Genomic DNA, 17,337 nt, shown 5'->3' with positions numbered 1-17,337 from the left:
GCTTTGTGACTGACTGGTTAAGCATGATTCTGGCGGGTTATCGACTGTTTTCGTCAATTTGCGTCCTGTGCTGATCACGGCTCTGGCGTGGGGCGTTCAGCAGCCGCTGCGCCTGGGTGACCAGCTGGGACGACCCGCCTCGTGCGGCGAGTTCCGCAAGGCCGGGGAGCTCCGGAGAACCGTCCGGCTCCGTCGCCGGCGGCACGCTCTCCCCGCACCGCTCCAGGCAGTCGGCGCCCACCGACAGTATCTCGCCCGTACCGCGCGGCGGGCCACCGGCGTCCAGCAGACCCGGCAGCGCCGCCCTGAGCACCGACCAGGTCGTGGCGTACGCACCGGTCGCGGCTGCCGTACGGACCGCGTCCGCGATCCGGTTGGGTTTGACGGTGCCGAGGCGGACCAGTTCGGCGACATCGTGCCCCAGCCGTCCGCCGTCCAGCTCCCCGCGGGCGGCGAGGACGAGCAGCGCGTCCACCGCCGAGAGCCGGTCCTCCGCGTGACGAGCCGCGAGTCCGTACGCCAGCGCGAGATGCATGGCCTCACCCACGGGGCCGCCCGACTCGGCGAGCCGGGGCAACAGCGCCGCGTTTCCCCGCTCTTCGGCCGTCGCACAGGCTGCCACCTCGGGAAGCAGCCAGACGGCCAGGGTTTCCCGGTCCTCGGGGAGGACCGCCGGCCAGTGCGTGTCCGTCGAGGTCCAGTGGTAACAGCGCGAGCGCCCGAGTGGGCGGCTGAGGCGATGGAACTCGTGGGGGAAGTCGCGCCGGATGACGGGCCGTTCCCCGCTCTCCAGCACGATGCGCCGCACGGCCGCCCGGTCCCGCTCCCACCAGTGGAGCCGCGACACGTCCTCGGGCGGGTCCTCCACGCGGCGCAGTGGGCGTGTCGCCGCATCGCCGTCGGAGGTGAGCCACGCGGCGAGCCGGTCGCCCTCCCGGGTACCGAGGGCTGCGGCCGCCGCCGCGGCGGCCGTGTCACGGCGTACCCGCAGCAACGCCTGTGCGAAGTCGGCAGGTGCGGGATCGGCGCACTGACGTTGATACCCGCGCAGCCCTTCGATCAGCGCGTCCGCCTCCAGTGTGCCGCTCTCCCAGGAAGGGGTGGCAAGGAGGAACGGCAGGGGCCGGGTCCGGATGTGGTACGCCGCTTCGCGCAGCCGGGCGTCCAGAACACCGTCCAGCGCCTCGTGGGCGCAGTGCACGTGAGCGCCCGCGCGTGAGCGACTGCCGGGCACCCCCGCCGCCCCGACCCGGTCCAGCACGGCGGCCGCGACGATCTCCATGCCATGGAGATCGCCGGCGTCCGCTCGGCCGGATCCGGGCGCGAGCCACCAGCGGTCGGCGAGCGCGGGGCGCAGCGCCCCGGCCAGCGCCGCCCGGTCCCGATGGGCATGCCGCACCAGAGCGTCCAGGGCCCGCTCGAACTCGGGCACCGTCGAGGAGCGCGACCCGATCAGCGCCGCCACCAGTTCGGCGGTCTCGGCGACCGTGTCCGGCGCGGGTGCCGCCGGAACGGGGAGCGGCACCGGCGGGAGGGTCTCCTCGTACGGCACGGACACGTCCGTCGCCGTCGCCACCCGGTCCTCGCCGAACACCTCGGCCGCGCGGTCCCGGTGCATCGGGCTCAACAAGCCGGCGGAGCCGGCCAGTTCTGAGCGAAGGGCTTCGTGGCCGCCCCGGCTGTCCCCTCCGGCACCGATGTGCCGGGCCACCAGGCTCAGCGCCCGCTTCTGGACGTCGGTGTCCTCGTGGCCGAACACCTCCGCCACCACCGGCAGAAGCTCCTTCGCAGCTGCCGGGTCGCGCCGCAGCACCTTGCCGATCAGCACCAGCTGCGCCTTGACGAGCTTCTTCTCGGGACGGAAAAGCACCGCACCGGACATCTCCGCCAGCTGTGCTGCCGGCAGCTCACCGGCCGTGGCCATCCGCGCGAGGACGCTCTGGGCGTGACCGGCGAGGGGCGAGGGCCCGTCGGCCGCCATCGCGGTCCAGTCCGCCGTCCGCCTCCGCTCCTCGGCCGGCGTCAGCGCGAGCCGGTTGAGCAGAACCAGGAAGAACCGCAGCTGTCCCGTCCGTCCCCCTCGCAGGAGCCGGGCCACGCAGCCGTCGACGAGCACCGAACGGTCCAGCACTCCGTCCTCCGCCAGACCCGCCAGGGCCGAAGGCCAGTGGGTCGGGGCCTGAGGGTCGGCGTACCAGGAGAGCGCGGGGGCCGGCTCCACCGTCTCGAACAGTCGCGGTACCAGCTCACGTACATGCGGGTCGTTGCGGAGCGCGAGGGGGAGTGTGGCGCGGGAGGCGTGCGAAGGCCGGGCCGAGATCAGGGACTGCGCCCAGCCGTGGACGAAGGCGTCGGTCGTCGGAACGGGGCACTGCGCGATACGCACCAGCTCCGCGACGAAGGCGTAGTCCTCCGCCGCCGTGGCGGCTCGGCCCGCGAGCCGGTGCGCGAGATCGCCCAGCCACGCCGGATCCCGGTCGGCGAGCAGGTCGAGCAGGACCGTGCCGGGCAGGGGGCTCCAGTCGCGGAGCTCCCGGGCCCCGATCCAGGCCGCGGCACCGGCCGCGCCCGTATGGCAACCGGCTCCGGCGACGAGCAGCGCGCGCCGGACGGCGCGCTGCTCGTGCCAGCGGTCCCCGCCCCAGCCGCGCACCTCCCGGCGCAGCTCCTTCAACTCGGCCGCCGCCGCCCGGCGTTCGGTCGATGACATCGGCTTCACCAGGCCCGCTACTGCGTCCTCCCGGCCCGCCCGTACCGCGTCGAGGAGCTCCTTCATCGCGCACCTCCCCGGGCGGACGCGCCACGCGTCCCACCGCTCTCCGTCGGGCCGCTCTCCATCGCAACGCTCTCCGTCGCGGCTCTCCCTGCCTCGCCGTGCCCGGTCATGCCGCGTTTCGTCATCAGGACGGCAAGCGCGTGCTTGCACGGTCCCCGGCTTCCCCGGTAGTCGGCCCACCACTGGCAGGTGCAGCTCAGCGCCCCGCGCGTGTCCCGTACCCGGTAGTGCCGCTCGCCCGATGCGACGGTCGCCGTCGCGCCGTCCCCCTCGACCCGCACCGCTCCGTGCGCGACCAGGGCCCGGGCGGCGACCAGGCGCGGGTTGTGCCGCTCCGCGCGGTCCGCGTCGTACGGAAGTTCCCGGTGGAAGTACGCCGCGTCCGCGATGTCGTACCCCACGCGGCCCGCGGTGCCGAGCCGCGTGAGCGCGGCACGGACCCGCGCCACCGTGAGCCCCGACTGCCCGGCGAGGTCGGCCGGATCGATCGTGGGCTCCCACGCCAGCAGCACCGAGATCAGCTCCGCGTCCTCCGCCGCCTCGTCCGTGGCCAGTGCCTCCAGCACCCCGCCCTCGCCCGAGAACCCGCGGGCCGCCTCGGGCGACAGCGTGAGCGTCAGCCGCATGCCCGGCAGCGTCACCTCCCAGGCGCTCGCCGTGGCGGCGCCGCCCGTCGCCGGGGGACCGTACACCCGAAGTCCCGTTGCCTGACGCAGCACCCGCTGGAGCGCGGCCAGCCGCTCGGGCCCCGGAAGACATATGGCGCCGGGAACCGGACGGGTCGTCGGCCGGAGGGTCCTGCCCGCGGGCACGACCCACATCGCACCCCGTGACGCGCTCCCGGACGAGCGCGGCAGCGCACGCAGGAACCGCACGGCCTCGGCGGCCGTCAGCTCGGCCCGCAGATCGAATCCGGCGCAGACCACCTGCGCCTCCGCGAACCCGCGCAGCCAGCGGTCCGGGAGCGGCACCTTCTTCTCCACGACGGGCCCGTCCAGCGTGGTCACGGCGAGCTCGTCAGGGCCGACCCGCAGATGCAGCGGATCGTCCCCGGCGAGCCTCGAAAGTGCCTCCCGCAGTGGGTTGTTGACGTCGACATTCGTGGTTCCGTGGCCGGTCGCGGCGCCGTCGAGCCCCTCCTTGAGCACATCGAGACGTGCGTACACCCCGCAGCATCCGGAGAACGCCTCGAAGCGCAAACGGTCGCCGTTGCCCGTCACCACGGGGTCGAGCGAGGCGCGCAGCTCGCGCTGGTGGTAGCGCGCGGCTGCCACGTCGGCGACGGCGAGCAGCCCCCGGGCCGCGGTCAGCGGCGAGGTCAGAAAACCGGAGAAGAACCGGGGATGGGCCTCGGCGCCGGCCGGTGTCAGCCCACCGGCGGTCTCCAGGCCGAGCAGCCGGCCGCCCCCTGCGGACTCGAGGGCGGACGGCCGGGAATAGGCGAATGCCTGTACGGATCGCGTCATGTGAAGGACCGTAGGACCCACCACTGACAACGCCGTTCGCCGATCCACGTCCGGACCGGCCGACGACCCGGAGACCGCGCGTGTCCCCCCGCGATCGCCCAGGGCGTCGAGACGGCGCCGGTGGACCGCGCGTCCCCGGGCGGCCGGCACCAGCCAGGTGCGGGTGGGCCGGCGCGTTACTGACCGAGCCGCCCCGGCTGAAGCACCTTGCTGAACAGCACCGTCCCGCCTTCGGCGCGCAGTCGCACCGTCAACTCGCCGCTCCCGCCGTCGATGTCGACCTCACCGAAGTACTGCGGCGACTCCATGGGGGACACATTGGGGCGCTCCGGGGCCCGTACGAAGACCCGCTCGGGCCCGAACGTCCCGTCCAGCGCGTTCGCCGGAAAGCCGCCGGCCGCCAGCGGCCCCGACACGAACTCCCAGAAGGGGGCGAAGTCCTTGAACGCCGCCCGCTCCGGCGCATAGTGCTGCGCCGATGTGTAGTGGACGTCCGCCGTCAGCCACAGCGTGCCCGTGATCCGCCGGTGCTTGATGAACCGCAGCAGCTCCGCGATCTGCAGCTCGCGTCCGAGCGGAGCTCCCGGATCGCCCTGGGCGACCGCCTCGAAGTTCGTGGCGCCGTCCGCGACGACGAGCCCGAGCGGCATGTCGGAGGCGATCACCTTCCACACCGCACGCGACCGCGACAGCTCCCGCTTCAGCCAGGCCAGCTGCTCCGCGCCCAGGATGCCGGTCGTGTCATCGGCCTGCCGGCCGGGGGAGTTGGCATTGCGGTACGAGCGCATGTCGAGCACGAACACGTCCAGGAGCGGCCCGCGGCGCACCACCCGGTGCATCCTGCCCTCGCGGCGGCCCACCGGCAGCGTCGGCACGGGGAAGTACTCGCTGAACGCGCGCAGCGCCCGTCCGGCCAGTACGTCCACGTCCTTCTCGGTGTAGCGCGCGTCGTCGAGGATCTGCCCCGGATACCAGTTGTTGCGCACCTCGTGGTCGTCCCACTGCACGACGGCCGGCACCTGCGCGTTGAATCTGCGGACGTTCGCGTCCAGCAGGTTGTAGCGGAAGTTCCCGCGGTACTCGGCGAGAGTCTCCGCGACCTTCGACTTCTCCTCGGTGGTGATGTTGCGCCACACCCGCCCGTCGGGCAGCGTCACACTCGGGGCGATCGGCCCGTCCGCGTACACCGTGTCCCCGCTGCACAGGAAGAAGTCCGGGTCGAGCCGCCGCATCTCCTCGTACGCCCGGAAGCCGCCGATGTCAGGGTTGATGCCCCAGCCCTGCCCCGCGATGTCGCCCGACCACAGAAAGCGCACCCCCCGCCCGCGGCCCGCCGACGCGGTACGGAACGTCCCGTACACCGGCTCGCCGGTACGGCGCGGGTCGTCGGGATCGGCGAGCGTCACCCGGTAGTGGATCTGCTCGCCCGCGGGAAGCCCGCGCAGCGGGGTCGTCCCGGTGAAGTCCGTACCCGGGCCGAGCAGCGGACCGTGCCATCTGTGGGCACGGCGGAACGACTCCGTCGCGGAGGTCTCCACGATCATCCGGGCCGGCCGGTCGGACCGTACCCACACCAGCCCGGACGACGAGGTGACATCGCCCGTCTGAACGCCCCAGGCGGCGCCCGGCCTGCCGCGCAGGGCCTGGGCGGGGGCGGCGGCCCCGAGCGTGAGCGCCGCGGACGCGGCGAGCGAACCGCGCAGCACGGCACGGCGGTTGTACGACATCGGAAGACCTCCGGGGAAGGGACGGGGAGGGTTGCCGTGCCCATGCCTAGTGCCCCACGACGGCGGGCACACGAACCGCACATGAACAACCGGGCGCACGCCTTCCGGGACCGAGGCCCGAGGACCGAAGGCCGAAGACCGAGGACAGGGGACCTACGGCCGATCGACGCCGTGATCTTGACGCGCATAAGGTCGAGGGGACGACGAAAGGGAAACCCCACATGCAGCTCAGCGCCCGCGCCCACATCCGTGTCGCCCGGCCCTCCCGCGACCTCCGGGCCGCCGAGCGTTTCTGGCGGAACGGTCTCGGGCTGAGTGTCGTCTGGCGGCATGACGCCACCGACGAGGCGGGCGAGCCCGGGGAGCACGCACTGCTGATGGTCGGCCTGCCCGACGCCGACTGGCACCTCGAACTGGTCCACGACGCCGCGGCACCCGTCGAGCCCCGCCCGACGGAGGAGGACCTGCTCGTGATCTATCTGGACGGACAGGTTCCGGAGGAGCTGGTGGCACGGCTGGAGGAGCACGGCGGGAAGCGCGTCCCGTCCCCCAACCCCTACTGGAACGAATGGGGCGTCACCGTCGAGGATCCCGACGGCTATCGACTGGTCCTGTGCGTACGGGGCTGGTCCAACTCCCCGGAGTCCTGAACGGCCCCGGCAAGGAGCCGCACCCCGCCCTCGATCCGCGCCGGGGACAGATGCGCGTAACCGAGAACCAGCCGCACGCCGTCGTCCTCCACGCGTGCCGTGCCGTAGTCCGCCAGCGGACGCAGCACCACCCCGGCACGCGCCGCCCGTTCCAGGAAGCGCGGCTCGGGTCCGTAGCGGCCCGGCAGCCGCGCGATGACGTGCAGTCCGGCGGCGATTCCGCTGATCCCGGTGCCCGGGAAGTGCGCCTTCAGCGCCGCGACGAGCACGTCACGGCGCTCGCGGTAGGCGCGCAGGCACTTGCGAAGCTGACGGTCGTAGGCGCCGCTCTTCACGAAGTCGGCCAGCAGAGCCTGGTCGAGCACCGGGTTGCCGAGGTCCATCGTCCGTTTGCGGGCCACGATCTCCTCGGTCAGCGCCTCGGGTGCGACCAGCCAGCCGAGGCGCAGGCCAGGGGCCAGCGACTTGCTCACCGAGCCCGTGTAGACGACACGCTCCGGATCGAGACCCTGGAGCGCGCCGACCGGGGCGCGGTCGTAGCGGAAGTCACCGTCGTAGTCGTCCTCCACCAGGTAACCGTCCACCGTCCGCGCCCAGTCGAGCAGCTGCGAACGACGGGCCGGCCCACAGGCGATGCCGGACGGGAACTGATGCGCCGGTGTCGTGACCGCGAGCCGTACTCCCGATGCCTCCAGGGGCCCCGTCGCCATCCCTTCACCGTCCAGCGGCAGGGGCACCGTCGTGAGCCCCGCCGCGGCGAACAGCGCCTCGTGCTCAGGGCTGCCGGGATCCTCCACACCGACCCTCAGCCGCCCGCGATCACGCAGGACGTACGCGATCAGTGTCAGGGCCTGCGCCACCCCCGAGCACACCACCAGCCGCTCGGGGTCGGCGACCACGCCCCGCCGCCGCGTGAGCAGCCCCGCCAGGGCGGTGCGGAGCTCCGGGAGCCCGCGCGGGTCGGGATAGCCGAGCGCCTGGTGCGGCATCCTGCCGAGTACGGACCGATGGGCGGCGGCCCACGCGGCGCGCGGGAACAGCGCGAGGTCCGGGGTGCCCGCGCGGAAGTCGACCGTGGCCCCCGGCGCGCCTGGAGCGAGGTCATGCGCCTTCTGCGCGGCGGCTGCCCTCACCGCATGGCTCACCCAGGTCCCCGCTCCCCGGCCGCTGCGCAGATATCCCTCCGCGGCCAGCTGTTCGTACGCCTCTGTCACCAGTCCGCGTGAGACACCCAGGTCGGCGGCCAGCTCGCGGCTCGAGGGCAGCCGTGTCCCGGCCGTGAGGCGTCCGGAACGGACGGCGTCGCGCAGCGCGGACTGCAGGGCGCGCCCACGCCTGCGCGCGGGGGCCGCGGCGGCGGGGAGCAGCAGCTCCCATGCGGCGGTCCACGCACCCTTGCCGTCGTTGCCGGAACCGGTGCCCGGATCCGGATTGGTCCCCGATGCCGTCATGGAAGTGGACCTTAATCCGGACCGGGGTGCTCCCTAGCGTCGGGATCATGAACGCGACCCCTGTACGGCCCTCCGCGGGCGGGCCGCTGCTCGCGGCCCTCGCCTGTGTGCTCGTCGGTGCCTCCTTCACCGCCAACAGCGTCCTCGGTCACTACCCGTACGCAGGTGGCCAGGCCATCCGCTACGGACTCGCCTGTCTGCTCCTCCTGCCGTTGCTCGGCCGGGGCGGCATGCGGCCGCTGCGGAGCCTGACCTGCCGCCAGTGGGTACGGCTCGCCCTGCTCGCGGCCGTCGGGATGGTCGGCTTCAACCTTGCGGTCCTGGCGGCCGAGCGTTCGTCAGAACCGGCCGTGCCCGGCGTGTTCGTCGGCTGTGCACCCGTGGTCGTCGCGGTGGTCGTCCCGCTGCTCGACGGTCGGCGGCCCGTCCGGCCCGTGCTGTTCGGCGCCCTGCTCGTGGCGGCCGGTGCCCTCACGGTCCAGGGATGGGGCAGGACCGACCCGGCGGGGATCGCCTGGTCCGCCGGTGCCCTGGTCGGCGAGGTCGGCTTCGCCGTCCTGGCCGTACCCGTGCTGAAGCCGCTCGGCCCCGGGCTGCTCTCCACCGCCGTCTGCGGGATCGCCGCGTTGGAATCGGCCGCGATCGGGGCGGTGTTCGACGGCGGCGCGGCGGTACGGATGCCGTCGGTCGCGGAGGCGCTGGCTCTGGGGTGGCAGGCGGCCGCCGTCACCGTGATCGGGTTCGTCTGCTGGTACATGGGCATGCAGCGGATCGGCGCAGAGCGGGCCACCCTCTTCTCCGGCTTGATCCCGGTCTCCGCCGCCCTCACCGCCCCGCTCGTCGGTACCGGTGCGTACGGTCCGGCGCAGGCGGTGGGCAGTGTTCTCGTCGGCGCCGGAGTGGCGTTCGGCTCCGGGGCGACGGTCCGGCGCCGGGCGACCGCCGGTGAGCAGGCAGCGCCCGGCGCCCCGGATTCAGCTGCTGCAGTCGAGGATGACCCGGGCGACGAGCGCGGGATCGTCGTTCATCGGCACATGCCCGCAGCCGGGCAGTCGCACCAGCCGGGCCCCCGGGATCGACTTCTTCGCGCGGACTCCCTGACGCGGCAGCAGCAGCCGGTCCCGGGTACCCCAGGCCACGGTGACCGGCATGCCGGGCACATCGTCGGTGAAGAGGACCCGGCGGCCCGCGCCGAGCGTCCCGTGGAAGCCCCCTGCGTCCCGGAGCGCGAGCGTCTCCGCGACGACGGCCTCGGGTGAACGGCGCCCCGGGCGGGCGTAGATGGTGCTGGTCAGCGCCGCTCGCCCGGCCGCCGAACGGGACAGCCCGTCGATCAGTTTCAGGGGGAGCATCCGGGAACCCCGTCGCATGGCGAGCAGTGTTCCGAACGCGTACCTGCGCTCGCCCTGCGTCCAGAACCCGGCGGGGGAGAGAGCCGTCACCGACCGTACGAGCTTCTCCCTGCCCAGCTCCAGGGCGATCAGCCCGCCGAGGGAGTTGCCCGCGACATGGGGGCGGTCGATCCCGAGTGCCTCGCACATCGCGCCGAGGGCCGGTACGACCGTCGAGAGGTCGTACGACATACCGTCGGGCAGCGACGGGGAGGTGCCGAAGCCGGGAAGGTCGATGGCGATCACATCGCGCTCCGGGGCGAGGAGCGGCAGGACCGGTTCCCAGGCCTGCCAGTGATGGCCGATGCCGTGGAGCAGCAGCAGTGGCTCACCGCTGCCCCGGCGTTCGTACGCCACGGAGAGTGTGTGGCTTCCGCCAGGGGAATCGAACGTGAACGAGACCTTCGAGGCCATATCGCTGCTCCCTGCGCTCCGTGACCATGCTCGGTGGCTGTGCCCGGCAACTGTGACCCTGACCCTGCACCGACGGGCGTCCCGCCGAGTGTAGACGCCCTGTCAGCAACAATTACCGCTCAGTAGCCCCCAGTTCAAGGGGTTCTGTCAACCTGTCCGCCGCTCGCCGGCCGGTGCGCCTTGCGTACTTCGAAGTTGAATTCCGGGTGGCCGAACTTCTGGAAGAGCGTGAACCACAGGGGCAGCATCATCTCCACCGCGCGCGCCGTCTCGATACCGCCCAGGTCGATCACCCGGTCGGCCGGCCATCCGAACTCGCCCAGGAGCCGCCTGGTCCGCTCCTTGGCGCGCTCGTCGTCGCCGGAGACGAAGACCTGATGCCCGCCCGGCACCTTCGCGGGACTCACCATCACCGTGCAGTTGACGGTGTTGAGCGATTTCACGACCTGTGTGCGCGGGAACGCACGCTGGATCTGCTCGCCCACACTGTCCGACTCGACGGGTGACAGCCGCAGCCGGCCGTCCTCGAACGCGATCGGATTCGAGACGTCGATCAGCAGCTTGCCGGCGAGCGGCTCCTCGCCCACGGACCGCAGCGCCGCGAGGGCCACCTGGCCGCCCACCGCCGAGATGACCGCCTCGCCGAACTCCGCGGCATCGGCGAAAGTGCCGTGGCTCGCCACCGGGCCCGCTGCCTCCGCCCACTCGCCGGCCGCCGGACTGTCCGGGTCCCGCGACCCCATCCGTACCTCATGACCAAGTTTCACCAGCTCGTCCGCGAGCGTCCGCCCGACCACACCCGTACCCAGCACTGCGTACCGCACAGTTACCTCCAGGTCCTGGCCGTCGGCCCGGCGGCGGCCACCACCCGCACATTCTGTGCGCAGACGGCACGCGGAGGTGCCCAGCGACGCACACCGATCGCCTGGACATCGGTGGACGCGTGAGCTGGGATGGAGGTGTGGCCGCCGACACCGTGACCGAGGTCTTCGAAGCTCACCGCTCCGTGCTCACGGGGGTGGCGTACCGGATGCTCGGCCGGTTCGCCGATGCCGAGGACGTGGTCCAGGACGCCTGGCTGCGCTGGTCCGCGCAGGAGCGTGCGGAGGTCCTGGAACCCCGCGGCTATCTCGTACGGATCACCACACGGCTCGCCGTCGACCGGCTGAGGCAGGCGCGGTCACGCCACGAGGCGTACGTCGGGCCCTGGCTGCCCGAACCCATCGAGACCGAGTTCGGCACCACCGCGCCCGACACCGCCGAGCGTGCCGTGCTCAGGGAGTCCGTGTCGCTGGCCGTCATGGTCGTCATGGAGTCGCTCTCGCCGCTGGAACGGGCGGTGTTCGTTCTGCGGGAGGCCTTCGGGTTCCCGTACGCGGACATCGCGGCCACCCTCGAGCGCAGCGAGGCGGCCGTGCGGCAGCTCGCCGGACGGGCACGTCGCCATGTCGAGGAGCGCAAGTCCCGGTACGACGTGGACCCGGCCGAACGCCGTGATCTGACCGAGCGGTTCCTCGCCGCGGCGTCCGGAGGTGACCTCGACTCGCTCCTCGCCCTGCTCGCCCCCGATGTCCGGCTGGTCAGCGACAGCGGAGGCAAGTCGAAGGCCCCCCGGCGGGTCGTCGAGACCGCGGACAAGGTGGGGCGCTTCCTGTTCGCCGTCGCCAAGGAACCCCTGACGAACGCGGAGTTCCGGTTCACGGAGCTCAACGGCGCGCCGGGGCTGCTGGTTCTCTCCGGCGGCAGGCCGGACACGGTCGTCCAGGTCGAGGTCAGGCACGGCAGGATCCAGTGCGTCTACCTCATCCGCAATCCGGACAAACTCACGGCCTTCGAGGCGTAGGGCCCGCCCTACCGGATGCTGCGCGGCTCTTCGGGCCCTGGCGGCAGGGCCTTCCGCCGGCGCCCGCACACCATGGCTCCGCGCCAGGTCCGGGTCCCCCGGGAAGGCCGCTGTTTTGCGCCACCGCACGAACCTTCTGTGAACGCTCTGTGGCAGACGGTGATTTCATGGCGCAGCCCAGGAGGATTGGTCTTGACCAACTCTGGGGGCGGTCCTATGGTCGCAGAGTTAGTGCAGGAACCTTTAATAAACAAGGGCACGGAAAGCCGCCGGGACACGGCGATTGCGGAGGACAGGGTGGGGACCACGCAGTTGGAAACGGTGCCGGAGCCGAAGTACTGGCACCTCAAGACCGTGATCGGCGAGGCGCTCGACTCCGACTTCTCGGTCGGTGAGATCCTGCCCAACGAGCGCGAGCTGGCGGCACGCTTCGGCGTCGCCCGCGCCACCCTCCGCCAGGCCCTCGAACAGCTGGAGCTGGAAGGCCGGTTGCAGCGCCGGCGGGGCGTCGGCACCACCGTCGCACCGCCCCGTATGGGCGTCGACGTCTCCACCTCCCCGCAGGACTGGCCCGGCGCCCCCACCGACGCCTGGCAGCCCCTGGACTGGGCGCTCGCACTGCCGCCGGCCGTCGTGGCCCGCGCGCTCGGCACGGAGGGCGAGGAGGAGGTCCACACCGTTCGCCGGATGCTGGCCACCCACGGCCAGCCGGTCGCCGCGGAGCTGCTCTACATCCCGTCCGGATCGGTGCCCGAAGTGTCGTCCGGCGGTGCCCGTTCCGGCGCGGCCCGTGCCCGAGCCGTCCTGCGTGGGCTCCGGAAGCTGCCCCTGGACGGCCAGGACCGTGCGGTGGAGCTCGGCTCCGCGCGCGCCGACGACGCCAAGGAGCTGGACCGCCTGCCGGGTGCGCCCGTCCTCGTCGTCACCACGCGCTACTTCAGCGAGGGCCGTACCGCGGTCGTCTCCGTGGCCACATACCGGGCGGACACCTGCCGGCTCACCTTCGGCGACTCGGGCGATCTGCAGATCCGTCACGAGGCGCACCACCGCCGCGCCTCCTGACCGGACGCACCGTCCGGCCTCCGGGCACCTCCGGTCCGTCGCGCTCAGCGGCGGGCCGTCACCGTTCCCTCGACGGCGAACAGTTGCTCCTCCACATGGTCCAGCGCCAGCCGGAGCGCCCCCGTCGCGACCGCGGCCTCGCCGAGCACCGACAGGGCCACACGGGGCGGGCGCAGGCAGTAGCGCGACAGCTCGTCGCGCAGCGGATCGAGCACACCGTCCAGACCGGCTGCCCAGCCGCCGATGACCACCAGCTCCGGGTCGAGCGCCAGTACCAGCGCCGCGACATCGTGCACCAGACGACGGATGAACCGGTCCACGGCCGCACATGCCCGTTCGTCGCCCCGGCGGGCGTGGGCGAAGACGTCCGCGACCGCCTGCTCGTCGAGCGGATGCAGGGGTTCGCCGGTCGTGGACAGCAGCGTCTCCGGAGTGGCCTCCCTGCCCAGCAGATGCAGCGCGCCGATCTCGCCGGCCGCACCGCCGTACCCCCGGTGCAGCCGCCCGCCGATCAGCGAGCCCGCGCCCGGACTCAGCCCCGCGAGTACGAAGACGATGTCGTCGGAGTCCGTCGCGGCGCCCTTCCAGTGCTCGGCGACGGCCGCCGCGTTCGCGTCGTTCTCCACCAGCACCGGGCAGCGGAACGAGCGCCTCAGCCGCTCGCCCAGCGGGAGCCCGGTCCAGCCGGGCAGCGCCGTGCCCAGCCGCACGGTCCCGTCACCCTCCACGATTCCCGGCGTACCCACCCCGACCGCCCGCAGCGAGCTGCGGGCGACCCCCGAGCGGCGCAGCACATCGGCGACGACGGCGCGGACCCGCTCCAGCCGCTCCTCGGCGGAGGCGGTCTCCGACACTTCGCGGGACCCGGCGCCCCTGATCCGTCCGTCGAGACCCGACAGCAGCGCCGCCACCCGGTGCGGGCCGATCTCCACCCCCAGCAGATGCCCCGCCTCCGCACGGAACCGGAACCGCCGGGCAGGCCGGCCCTGCCGCCGGGTCTCGCCCTCCTCGGGCGCGGTCTCCATGACGAGCCCGCCCTCGATCAGCCCTTCGACCACTCCCTCGACGGTGGGCCGGGACAACCCCGTGATCCGCGTGAGGTCGGTGAGCGTGGGGGAGTCGGCGCCTCGCAGCGCATGGAGTACCACCGCGGAGTTGATCCGCCGCAGCAGCGACGGGTCCCCGCCGGTCAGCCGGCCCACCAGGTGTCCTTCCAGCTCGTGCGCGTGTCTGCGGGATCGTACTCAATGGCGGCGGGGCACGGCGAGCGTCGGCGGCGAGCGGGCCCTCTCTCAGGCGGGGGGCCACGAAACCGGACTCGTACGCGGCGATGACGGCCTGGGTCCGGTCTCCGGCCCTCAACTTGGCCGGCACGGCGCTCACATGGGAGTTCACCGTCTGGGCGCCTCGGTGCCCGATGCGCATCCGTGGCGGGTGGACGGCCGGTGGGTCGTGCTCGGTGTCTCGAAGTGGCCACCGAGCTGCCCTACCAGCTGCCGGCCGTCGTCACCGAGACCGATCAGCCCCAGGAAGACCTCCGGGACCCGGTGTCCCCGGCCGGGCCGGCGCCGCCCTCGGCCTACTGCGGGGCGATGGCCGCCGACCGCAGCCGGGCGTACTCCTCCGCCATCGTCTGTGCCGTCCAGTGGGCGTTGAGCCCACTGGGGTTGGGCAGTGCCCAGATCCGGGTCCCGCCGATCGTCCGGTCCTGAGGGCCGATGCGTGCTCCGGGGTCGCCGAAGGCCGTGCGGTACGCCGTGACCCCGGCGACGGCGAGCCAGCGGGGCCGCAGTCGCTCCACCTTCTCGGTGAGGATCCGGCCGCCTTCGCGGAACTCTTCGGCGCTCAGTTCGTCGGCCCTGGCGGTCGCCCTGGCCGCCACATTGGTGATGCCGAGCCCGTAGGCGAGCAGCTCGTCCTGTTCGGACGGTTTCAACCGGCGCGGGGTGAAGCCCGACAGATGCAGCACCGGCCAGAACCGGTTCCCGGGGCGGGCGAAGTGATGGCCCGTCGCGGCCGTCATCAGACCGGGGTTGATGCCGCAGAACAGCACGGACAGACCGTCCGCGATCACATCGGGGACGAGGCGATCGCGGGCGGCCTCCAGTTCGGCGGGAGTGATCCGGGTCAGAGGATCGACCCCGGTGTGTATCCGGCGGCCTCCGGGTGCTGCTTGGTGATCTCCTCGATGCGGGAGATCACCGAGGCGACCTGGGCACTCGCCGCGCCCGTGAAGGACAGCTTGTCCGCCATCAGGGCGTCGAGCTGCGCACGGTCCAGCGGGATGCGGTCGTCCGCGGCGAGCTTGTCCAGCAGCTCGTTGCGCTCGGCGCCCTGCTCACGCATCGCCAGCGCCGAGGCGACGGCGTTCTCCTTGATGGCCTCGTGGGCGACCTCGCGGCCGACACCGGCGCGCACCGCACCCATCAGGACCTTGGTCGTGGCCAGGAAGGGAAGGTAGCGGTCGAGCTCGCGTGCGATGACCGCAGGGAACGCGCCGAACTCGTCGAGCACCGTCAGGAAGGTCTCCAGCAGGCCGTCGAACGCGAAGAACGCGTCCGGGAGCGCGACGCGGCGCACCACCGAGCAGGAGACATCGCCCTCGTTCCACTGGTCCCCCGCCAGCTCGCCGGTCATCGAGGCGTAGCCGCGGAGAATGACCATCAGGCCGTTGACGCGTTCGCAGGAGCGGGTGTTCATCTTGTGCGGCATCGCGGAAGAGCCGACCTGGCCGGGCTTGAAGCCCTCGGTGACCAGTTCGTGTCCCGCCATCAGCCGGATCGTCTTCGCGAGCGAGGACGGCGCGGCGGCGAGCTGCACCAGCGTGGTGACGACGTCGTAGTCCAGCGACCGCGGATAGACCTGACCGACGGAGGTGAAGACATGGGCGAAGCCCAGGTGGCCCGCGATCCGCTCCTCCAGCTCGGCGAGCTTCGCCGTGTCCCCGCCCAGCAGGTCGAGCATGTCCTGTGCGGTGCCGACCGGGCCCTTGATTCCGCGGAGCGGGTAACGGCCGAGGAGTTCCTCCAACCGCCCGTACGCGACCAGCAGTTCGTCCGCGGCCGTCGCGAAGCGCTTGCCGAGCGTCGTGGTCTGGGCGGCGACATTGTGCGAGCGGCCTGCCATGACCAGCTCGGCGTACTCCCCGGACAGTTTCCCGAGGCGCGCCAGCACTGCGACCGTCCGGTCCCGCATCAGCTCGAGCGAGAGGCGGATCTGCAACTGCTCGACGTTCTCGGTCAGATCACGCGAGGTCATGCCCTTGTGCACGTGCTCGTGACCGGCGAGAGCGTTGAACTCCTCGATGCGTGCCTTCACATCGTGCCGGGTGATCTTCTCCCGCTCGGCGACGGAGGCCAGGTCGACCTGGTCGAGTACGCGCTCGTAGTCGGCGAGTGCGGCGTCCGGTACCTCGATCCCGAGGTCCTTCTGGGCGCGGAGCACGGCCAGCCAGAGCTGACGCTCCAGCTTCACCTTCTGCTCGGGGGACCAAAGGACGGCGAGCTCCGCGGAGGCGTAGCGGCCGGCCAGGACGTTGGGGATACGAGGCTTTGCAGTCACGTGTACGGATTCTACTGGCGGATTGCGCAGGCCAGCGCCCCGCCCCGATTTGTGGCTTGCTACGAGAGGTCCGTCGGGGGCTACGAGGGCCCGCCGTCGAGCGGGGCGCCGAGCGGGTACTCGTACGCCAGCAGCTCGGGCCGCTTCGCGGGGAGTCCGTCACCTGACGAGCGCCCCGTGAGCCGCCTGCCTATCCAGGGCACCAGATGCTGCCGGGCGAAGCGCGCGTCCGCGGTCCGCCGTGCCGCCCAGCCGGGGCGCGCCGCCGAGGGCAGCGGCGCCCGCCAGTCGTCCTCTGCCGGCAGGCCGAGCGTCTGCCACACGGCCTCGGCCACCCGGCGATGTCCCTCGCCGGTCAGATGAAGCCGGTCCACGTCCCACAGCCGCTGGTCCCCGAGGACGGGAGCCCCGTACAGGTCCACCACCAGCGCGCCATGCCGCGCCGCGAGAGTGTCGATGTGGTCGAACAGCTCCTCCATGCGCGGCCGGAAGCGCTCCATGACCGGTCCGTTGCGCCCCGGACTGCGCATCAGCACCAGCCGCTCGCAGGAGGGGGCGAGCCGTTCCACGGCCTCGTCCAGCAGACCCCGGACCCTGCCCATGTCGCACTTCGGGCGGAGCGTGTCGTTGAGTCCGCCGACCAGCGTCACCACGTCCGCCTTCATCGCGGCCGCCCGGTCCACCTGCTCCGCGACGATCTGCCCGATGAGCTTGCCGCGCACGGCGAGGTTCGCGTACCGGAAGTCGGGTGCACGGGCGGCCAGGCGTGCGGCGAGGAGATCGGCCCAGCCGCGGTACGACCCGTCGGGGCGCAGGTCGGACATGCCCTCGGTGAACGAGTCGCCGAGCGCGACAAAACTGGTGTAAGCGGCATTCATCTCCATGGCGGAGGGATCATACCGCGCGGTATGCCACCCGCTCGCGGGGACCTCTCCCGTCAGGCCTCCGCTCCTCGCCGGGATCCCGGGGCCCGGTGACGGCGAAGTGGCCGCGCGC

At 72.5% G+C, this 17,337-nt stretch carries 14 protein-coding genes and 2 pseudogenes; 5 read left to right on the top strand and 11 right to left on the bottom strand.

What is annotated here, in order from left to right:
* Nucleotides 1-37: 37 nt before the first annotated feature.
* From ACFU5O_RS24225 to ACFU5O_RS24215, 3 genes are all read right to left on the bottom strand, one after another.
* Complete coding sequence (locus ACFU5O_RS24225; RefSeq protein ID WP_384243817.1) at nt 38-2,776, bottom strand: DUF6493 family protein; 2,739 nt, start codon at nt 2,774-2,776, stop codon at nt 38-40.
* Complete coding sequence (locus ACFU5O_RS24220) at nt 2,773-4,242, bottom strand: SWIM zinc finger family protein (protein ID WP_384243815.1); 1,470 nt, start codon at nt 4,240-4,242, stop codon at nt 2,773-2,775. The genes ACFU5O_RS24225 and ACFU5O_RS24220 overlap by 4 nt, the downstream gene beginning before the upstream one ends.
* Nucleotides 4,243-4,418: 176 nt before the next feature.
* Nucleotides 4,419-5,969 (bottom strand): alkaline phosphatase D family protein, encoded by a 1,551-nt coding sequence (locus tag ACFU5O_RS24215; protein ID WP_384243814.1) that lies wholly within the window; start codon nt 5,967-5,969, stop codon nt 4,419-4,421.
* A gap of 221 nt (nt 5,970-6,190) precedes the next feature.
* On the opposite strand from ACFU5O_RS24215, the gene ACFU5O_RS24210 reads away from it, so the two are divergent.
* Complete coding sequence (locus ACFU5O_RS24210; RefSeq protein ID WP_384243813.1) at nt 6,191-6,619, top strand: VOC family protein; 429 nt, start codon at nt 6,191-6,193, stop codon at nt 6,617-6,619.
* Here ACFU5O_RS24210 and ACFU5O_RS24205 read toward each other — a convergent pair.
* Nucleotides 6,568-8,070: a PLP-dependent aminotransferase family protein gene (locus tag ACFU5O_RS24205; RefSeq protein WP_384243811.1), complete on the bottom strand. Its 1,503-nt coding sequence runs from the start codon at nt 8,068-8,070 to the stop codon at nt 6,568-6,570. The genes ACFU5O_RS24210 and ACFU5O_RS24205 overlap by 52 nt on opposite strands.
* Between ACFU5O_RS24205 and ACFU5O_RS24200 the strand changes: the two are divergent.
* Nucleotides 7,995-8,966, top strand: a pseudogene (locus tag ACFU5O_RS24200) (DMT family transporter); the annotation flags it as partial. The gene ACFU5O_RS24205 and the pseudogene ACFU5O_RS24200 sit on opposite strands and share 76 nt — an antisense overlap.
* Nucleotides 8,967-9,044: 78 nt before the next feature.
* Here ACFU5O_RS24200 and ACFU5O_RS24195 read toward each other — a convergent pair.
* Together ACFU5O_RS24195 and ACFU5O_RS24190 are read right to left on the bottom strand one after the other, a co-directional pair.
* A complete protein-coding gene (locus ACFU5O_RS24195) occupies nt 9,045-9,875 on the bottom strand; it encodes an alpha/beta fold hydrolase (RefSeq protein ID WP_384243810.1) in 831 nt (276 codons plus the stop codon).
* Nucleotides 9,876-10,009: 134 nt separating this feature from the next.
* Nucleotides 10,010-10,699, bottom strand: coding sequence for an NADPH-dependent F420 reductase (locus ACFU5O_RS24190; protein WP_384243809.1), 690 nt, complete (start codon nt 10,697-10,699; stop codon nt 10,010-10,012).
* On the opposite strand from ACFU5O_RS24190, the gene ACFU5O_RS24185 reads away from it, so the two are divergent.
* From ACFU5O_RS24185 to ACFU5O_RS24175, 3 genes are all read left to right on the top strand, one after another.
* A complete protein-coding gene (locus tag ACFU5O_RS24185) occupies nt 10,628-10,822 on the top strand; it encodes a hypothetical protein (RefSeq protein ID WP_384243930.1) in 195 nt (64 codons plus the stop codon). The two genes, ACFU5O_RS24190 and ACFU5O_RS24185, sit on opposite strands and share 72 nt — an antisense overlap.
* Nucleotides 10,823-10,836: 14 nt before the next feature.
* Nucleotides 10,837-11,718: an RNA polymerase sigma-70 factor gene (locus ACFU5O_RS24180; protein WP_384243919.1), complete on the top strand. Its 882-nt coding sequence runs from the start codon at nt 10,837-10,839 to the stop codon at nt 11,716-11,718.
* Nucleotides 11,719-12,015: 297 nt separating this feature from the next.
* Nucleotides 12,016-12,780: a GntR family transcriptional regulator gene (locus ACFU5O_RS24175; protein WP_384243918.1), complete on the top strand. Its 765-nt coding sequence runs from the start codon at nt 12,016-12,018 to the stop codon at nt 12,778-12,780.
* 44 nt (nt 12,781-12,824) lie between these two features.
* Here the strand turns inward: ACFU5O_RS24175 and ACFU5O_RS24170 are convergent, their stop codons facing one another.
* The 5 genes and pseudogenes from ACFU5O_RS24170 to ACFU5O_RS24150 all read right to left on the bottom strand — a co-directional run bounded on the left by ACFU5O_RS24170 (nt 12,825) and on the right by ACFU5O_RS24150 (nt 17,225).
* Nucleotides 12,825-13,982 carry an ROK family transcriptional regulator gene (locus tag ACFU5O_RS24170; protein WP_384243807.1) on the bottom strand — a complete coding sequence of 386 codons (1,158 nt, stop codon included), beginning with the start codon at nt 13,980-13,982 and terminating at the stop codon, nt 12,825-12,827.
* Between the two features lie 97 nt (nt 13,983-14,079).
* Nucleotides 14,080-14,187: pseudogene (locus ACFU5O_RS24165) on the bottom strand (DNA-binding response regulator); the annotation flags it as partial.
* Between the two features lie 172 nt (nt 14,188-14,359).
* Nucleotides 14,360-14,911, bottom strand: coding sequence for a G/U mismatch-specific DNA glycosylase (gene mug / locus ACFU5O_RS24160; protein ID WP_384243916.1), 552 nt, complete (start codon nt 14,909-14,911; stop codon nt 14,360-14,362).
* Nucleotides 14,908-16,341, bottom strand: coding sequence for an adenylosuccinate lyase (gene purB / locus ACFU5O_RS24155; protein ID WP_384243806.1), 1,434 nt, complete (start codon nt 16,339-16,341; stop codon nt 14,908-14,910). Before purB ends, mug begins: the two co-directional genes overlap by 4 nt.
* Before the next feature lie 80 nt (nt 16,342-16,421).
* Nucleotides 16,422-17,225 carry an SGNH/GDSL hydrolase family protein gene (locus ACFU5O_RS24150; protein ID WP_384243805.1) on the bottom strand — a complete coding sequence of 268 codons (804 nt, stop codon included), beginning with the start codon at nt 17,223-17,225 and terminating at the stop codon, nt 16,422-16,424.
* Nucleotides 17,226-17,337 lie beyond the last annotated feature (112 nt).

Source organism: Streptomyces sp. NPDC057445 (assembly GCF_042802855.1).
GTDB lineage: Bacteria > Actinomycetota > Actinomycetes > Streptomycetales > Streptomycetaceae > Streptomyces.
Note: the sequence above shows the minus strand (reverse complement) of the source record. Positions and strands in the feature narration are given on the sequence as shown.

Excerpts from the sequence above, each read along its gene's own strand:
- ACFU5O_RS24225 (WP_384243817.1), bottom strand. The coding sequence starts at position 2,776 with ATGAAGGAGCTCCTCGACGCGGTACGGGCGGGCCGGGAGGACGCAGTA.
- ACFU5O_RS24220 (WP_384243815.1), bottom strand. The coding sequence starts at position 4,242 with ATGACGCGATCCGTACAGGCATTCGCCTATTCCCGGCCGTCCGCCCTC.
- ACFU5O_RS24215 (WP_384243814.1), bottom strand. The coding sequence starts at position 5,969 with ATGTCGTACAACCGCCGTGCCGTGCTGCGCGGTTCGCTCGCCGCGTCC.
- ACFU5O_RS24210 (WP_384243813.1), top strand. The coding sequence starts at position 6,191 with ATGCAGCTCAGCGCCCGCGCCCACATCCGTGTCGCCCGGCCCTCCCGC.
- ACFU5O_RS24205 (WP_384243811.1), bottom strand. The coding sequence starts at position 8,070 with ATGACGGCATCGGGGACCAATCCGGATCCGGGCACCGGTTCCGGCAAC.
- ACFU5O_RS24195 (WP_384243810.1), bottom strand. The coding sequence starts at position 9,875 with ATGGCCTCGAAGGTCTCGTTCACGTTCGATTCCCCTGGCGGAAGCCAC.
- ACFU5O_RS24185 (WP_384243930.1), top strand. The coding sequence starts at position 10,628 with ATGACCAAGTTTCACCAGCTCGTCCGCGAGCGTCCGCCCGACCACACC.
- ACFU5O_RS24150 (WP_384243805.1), bottom strand. The coding sequence starts at position 17,225 with ATGGAGATGAATGCCGCTTACACCAGTTTTGTCGCGCTCGGCGACTCG.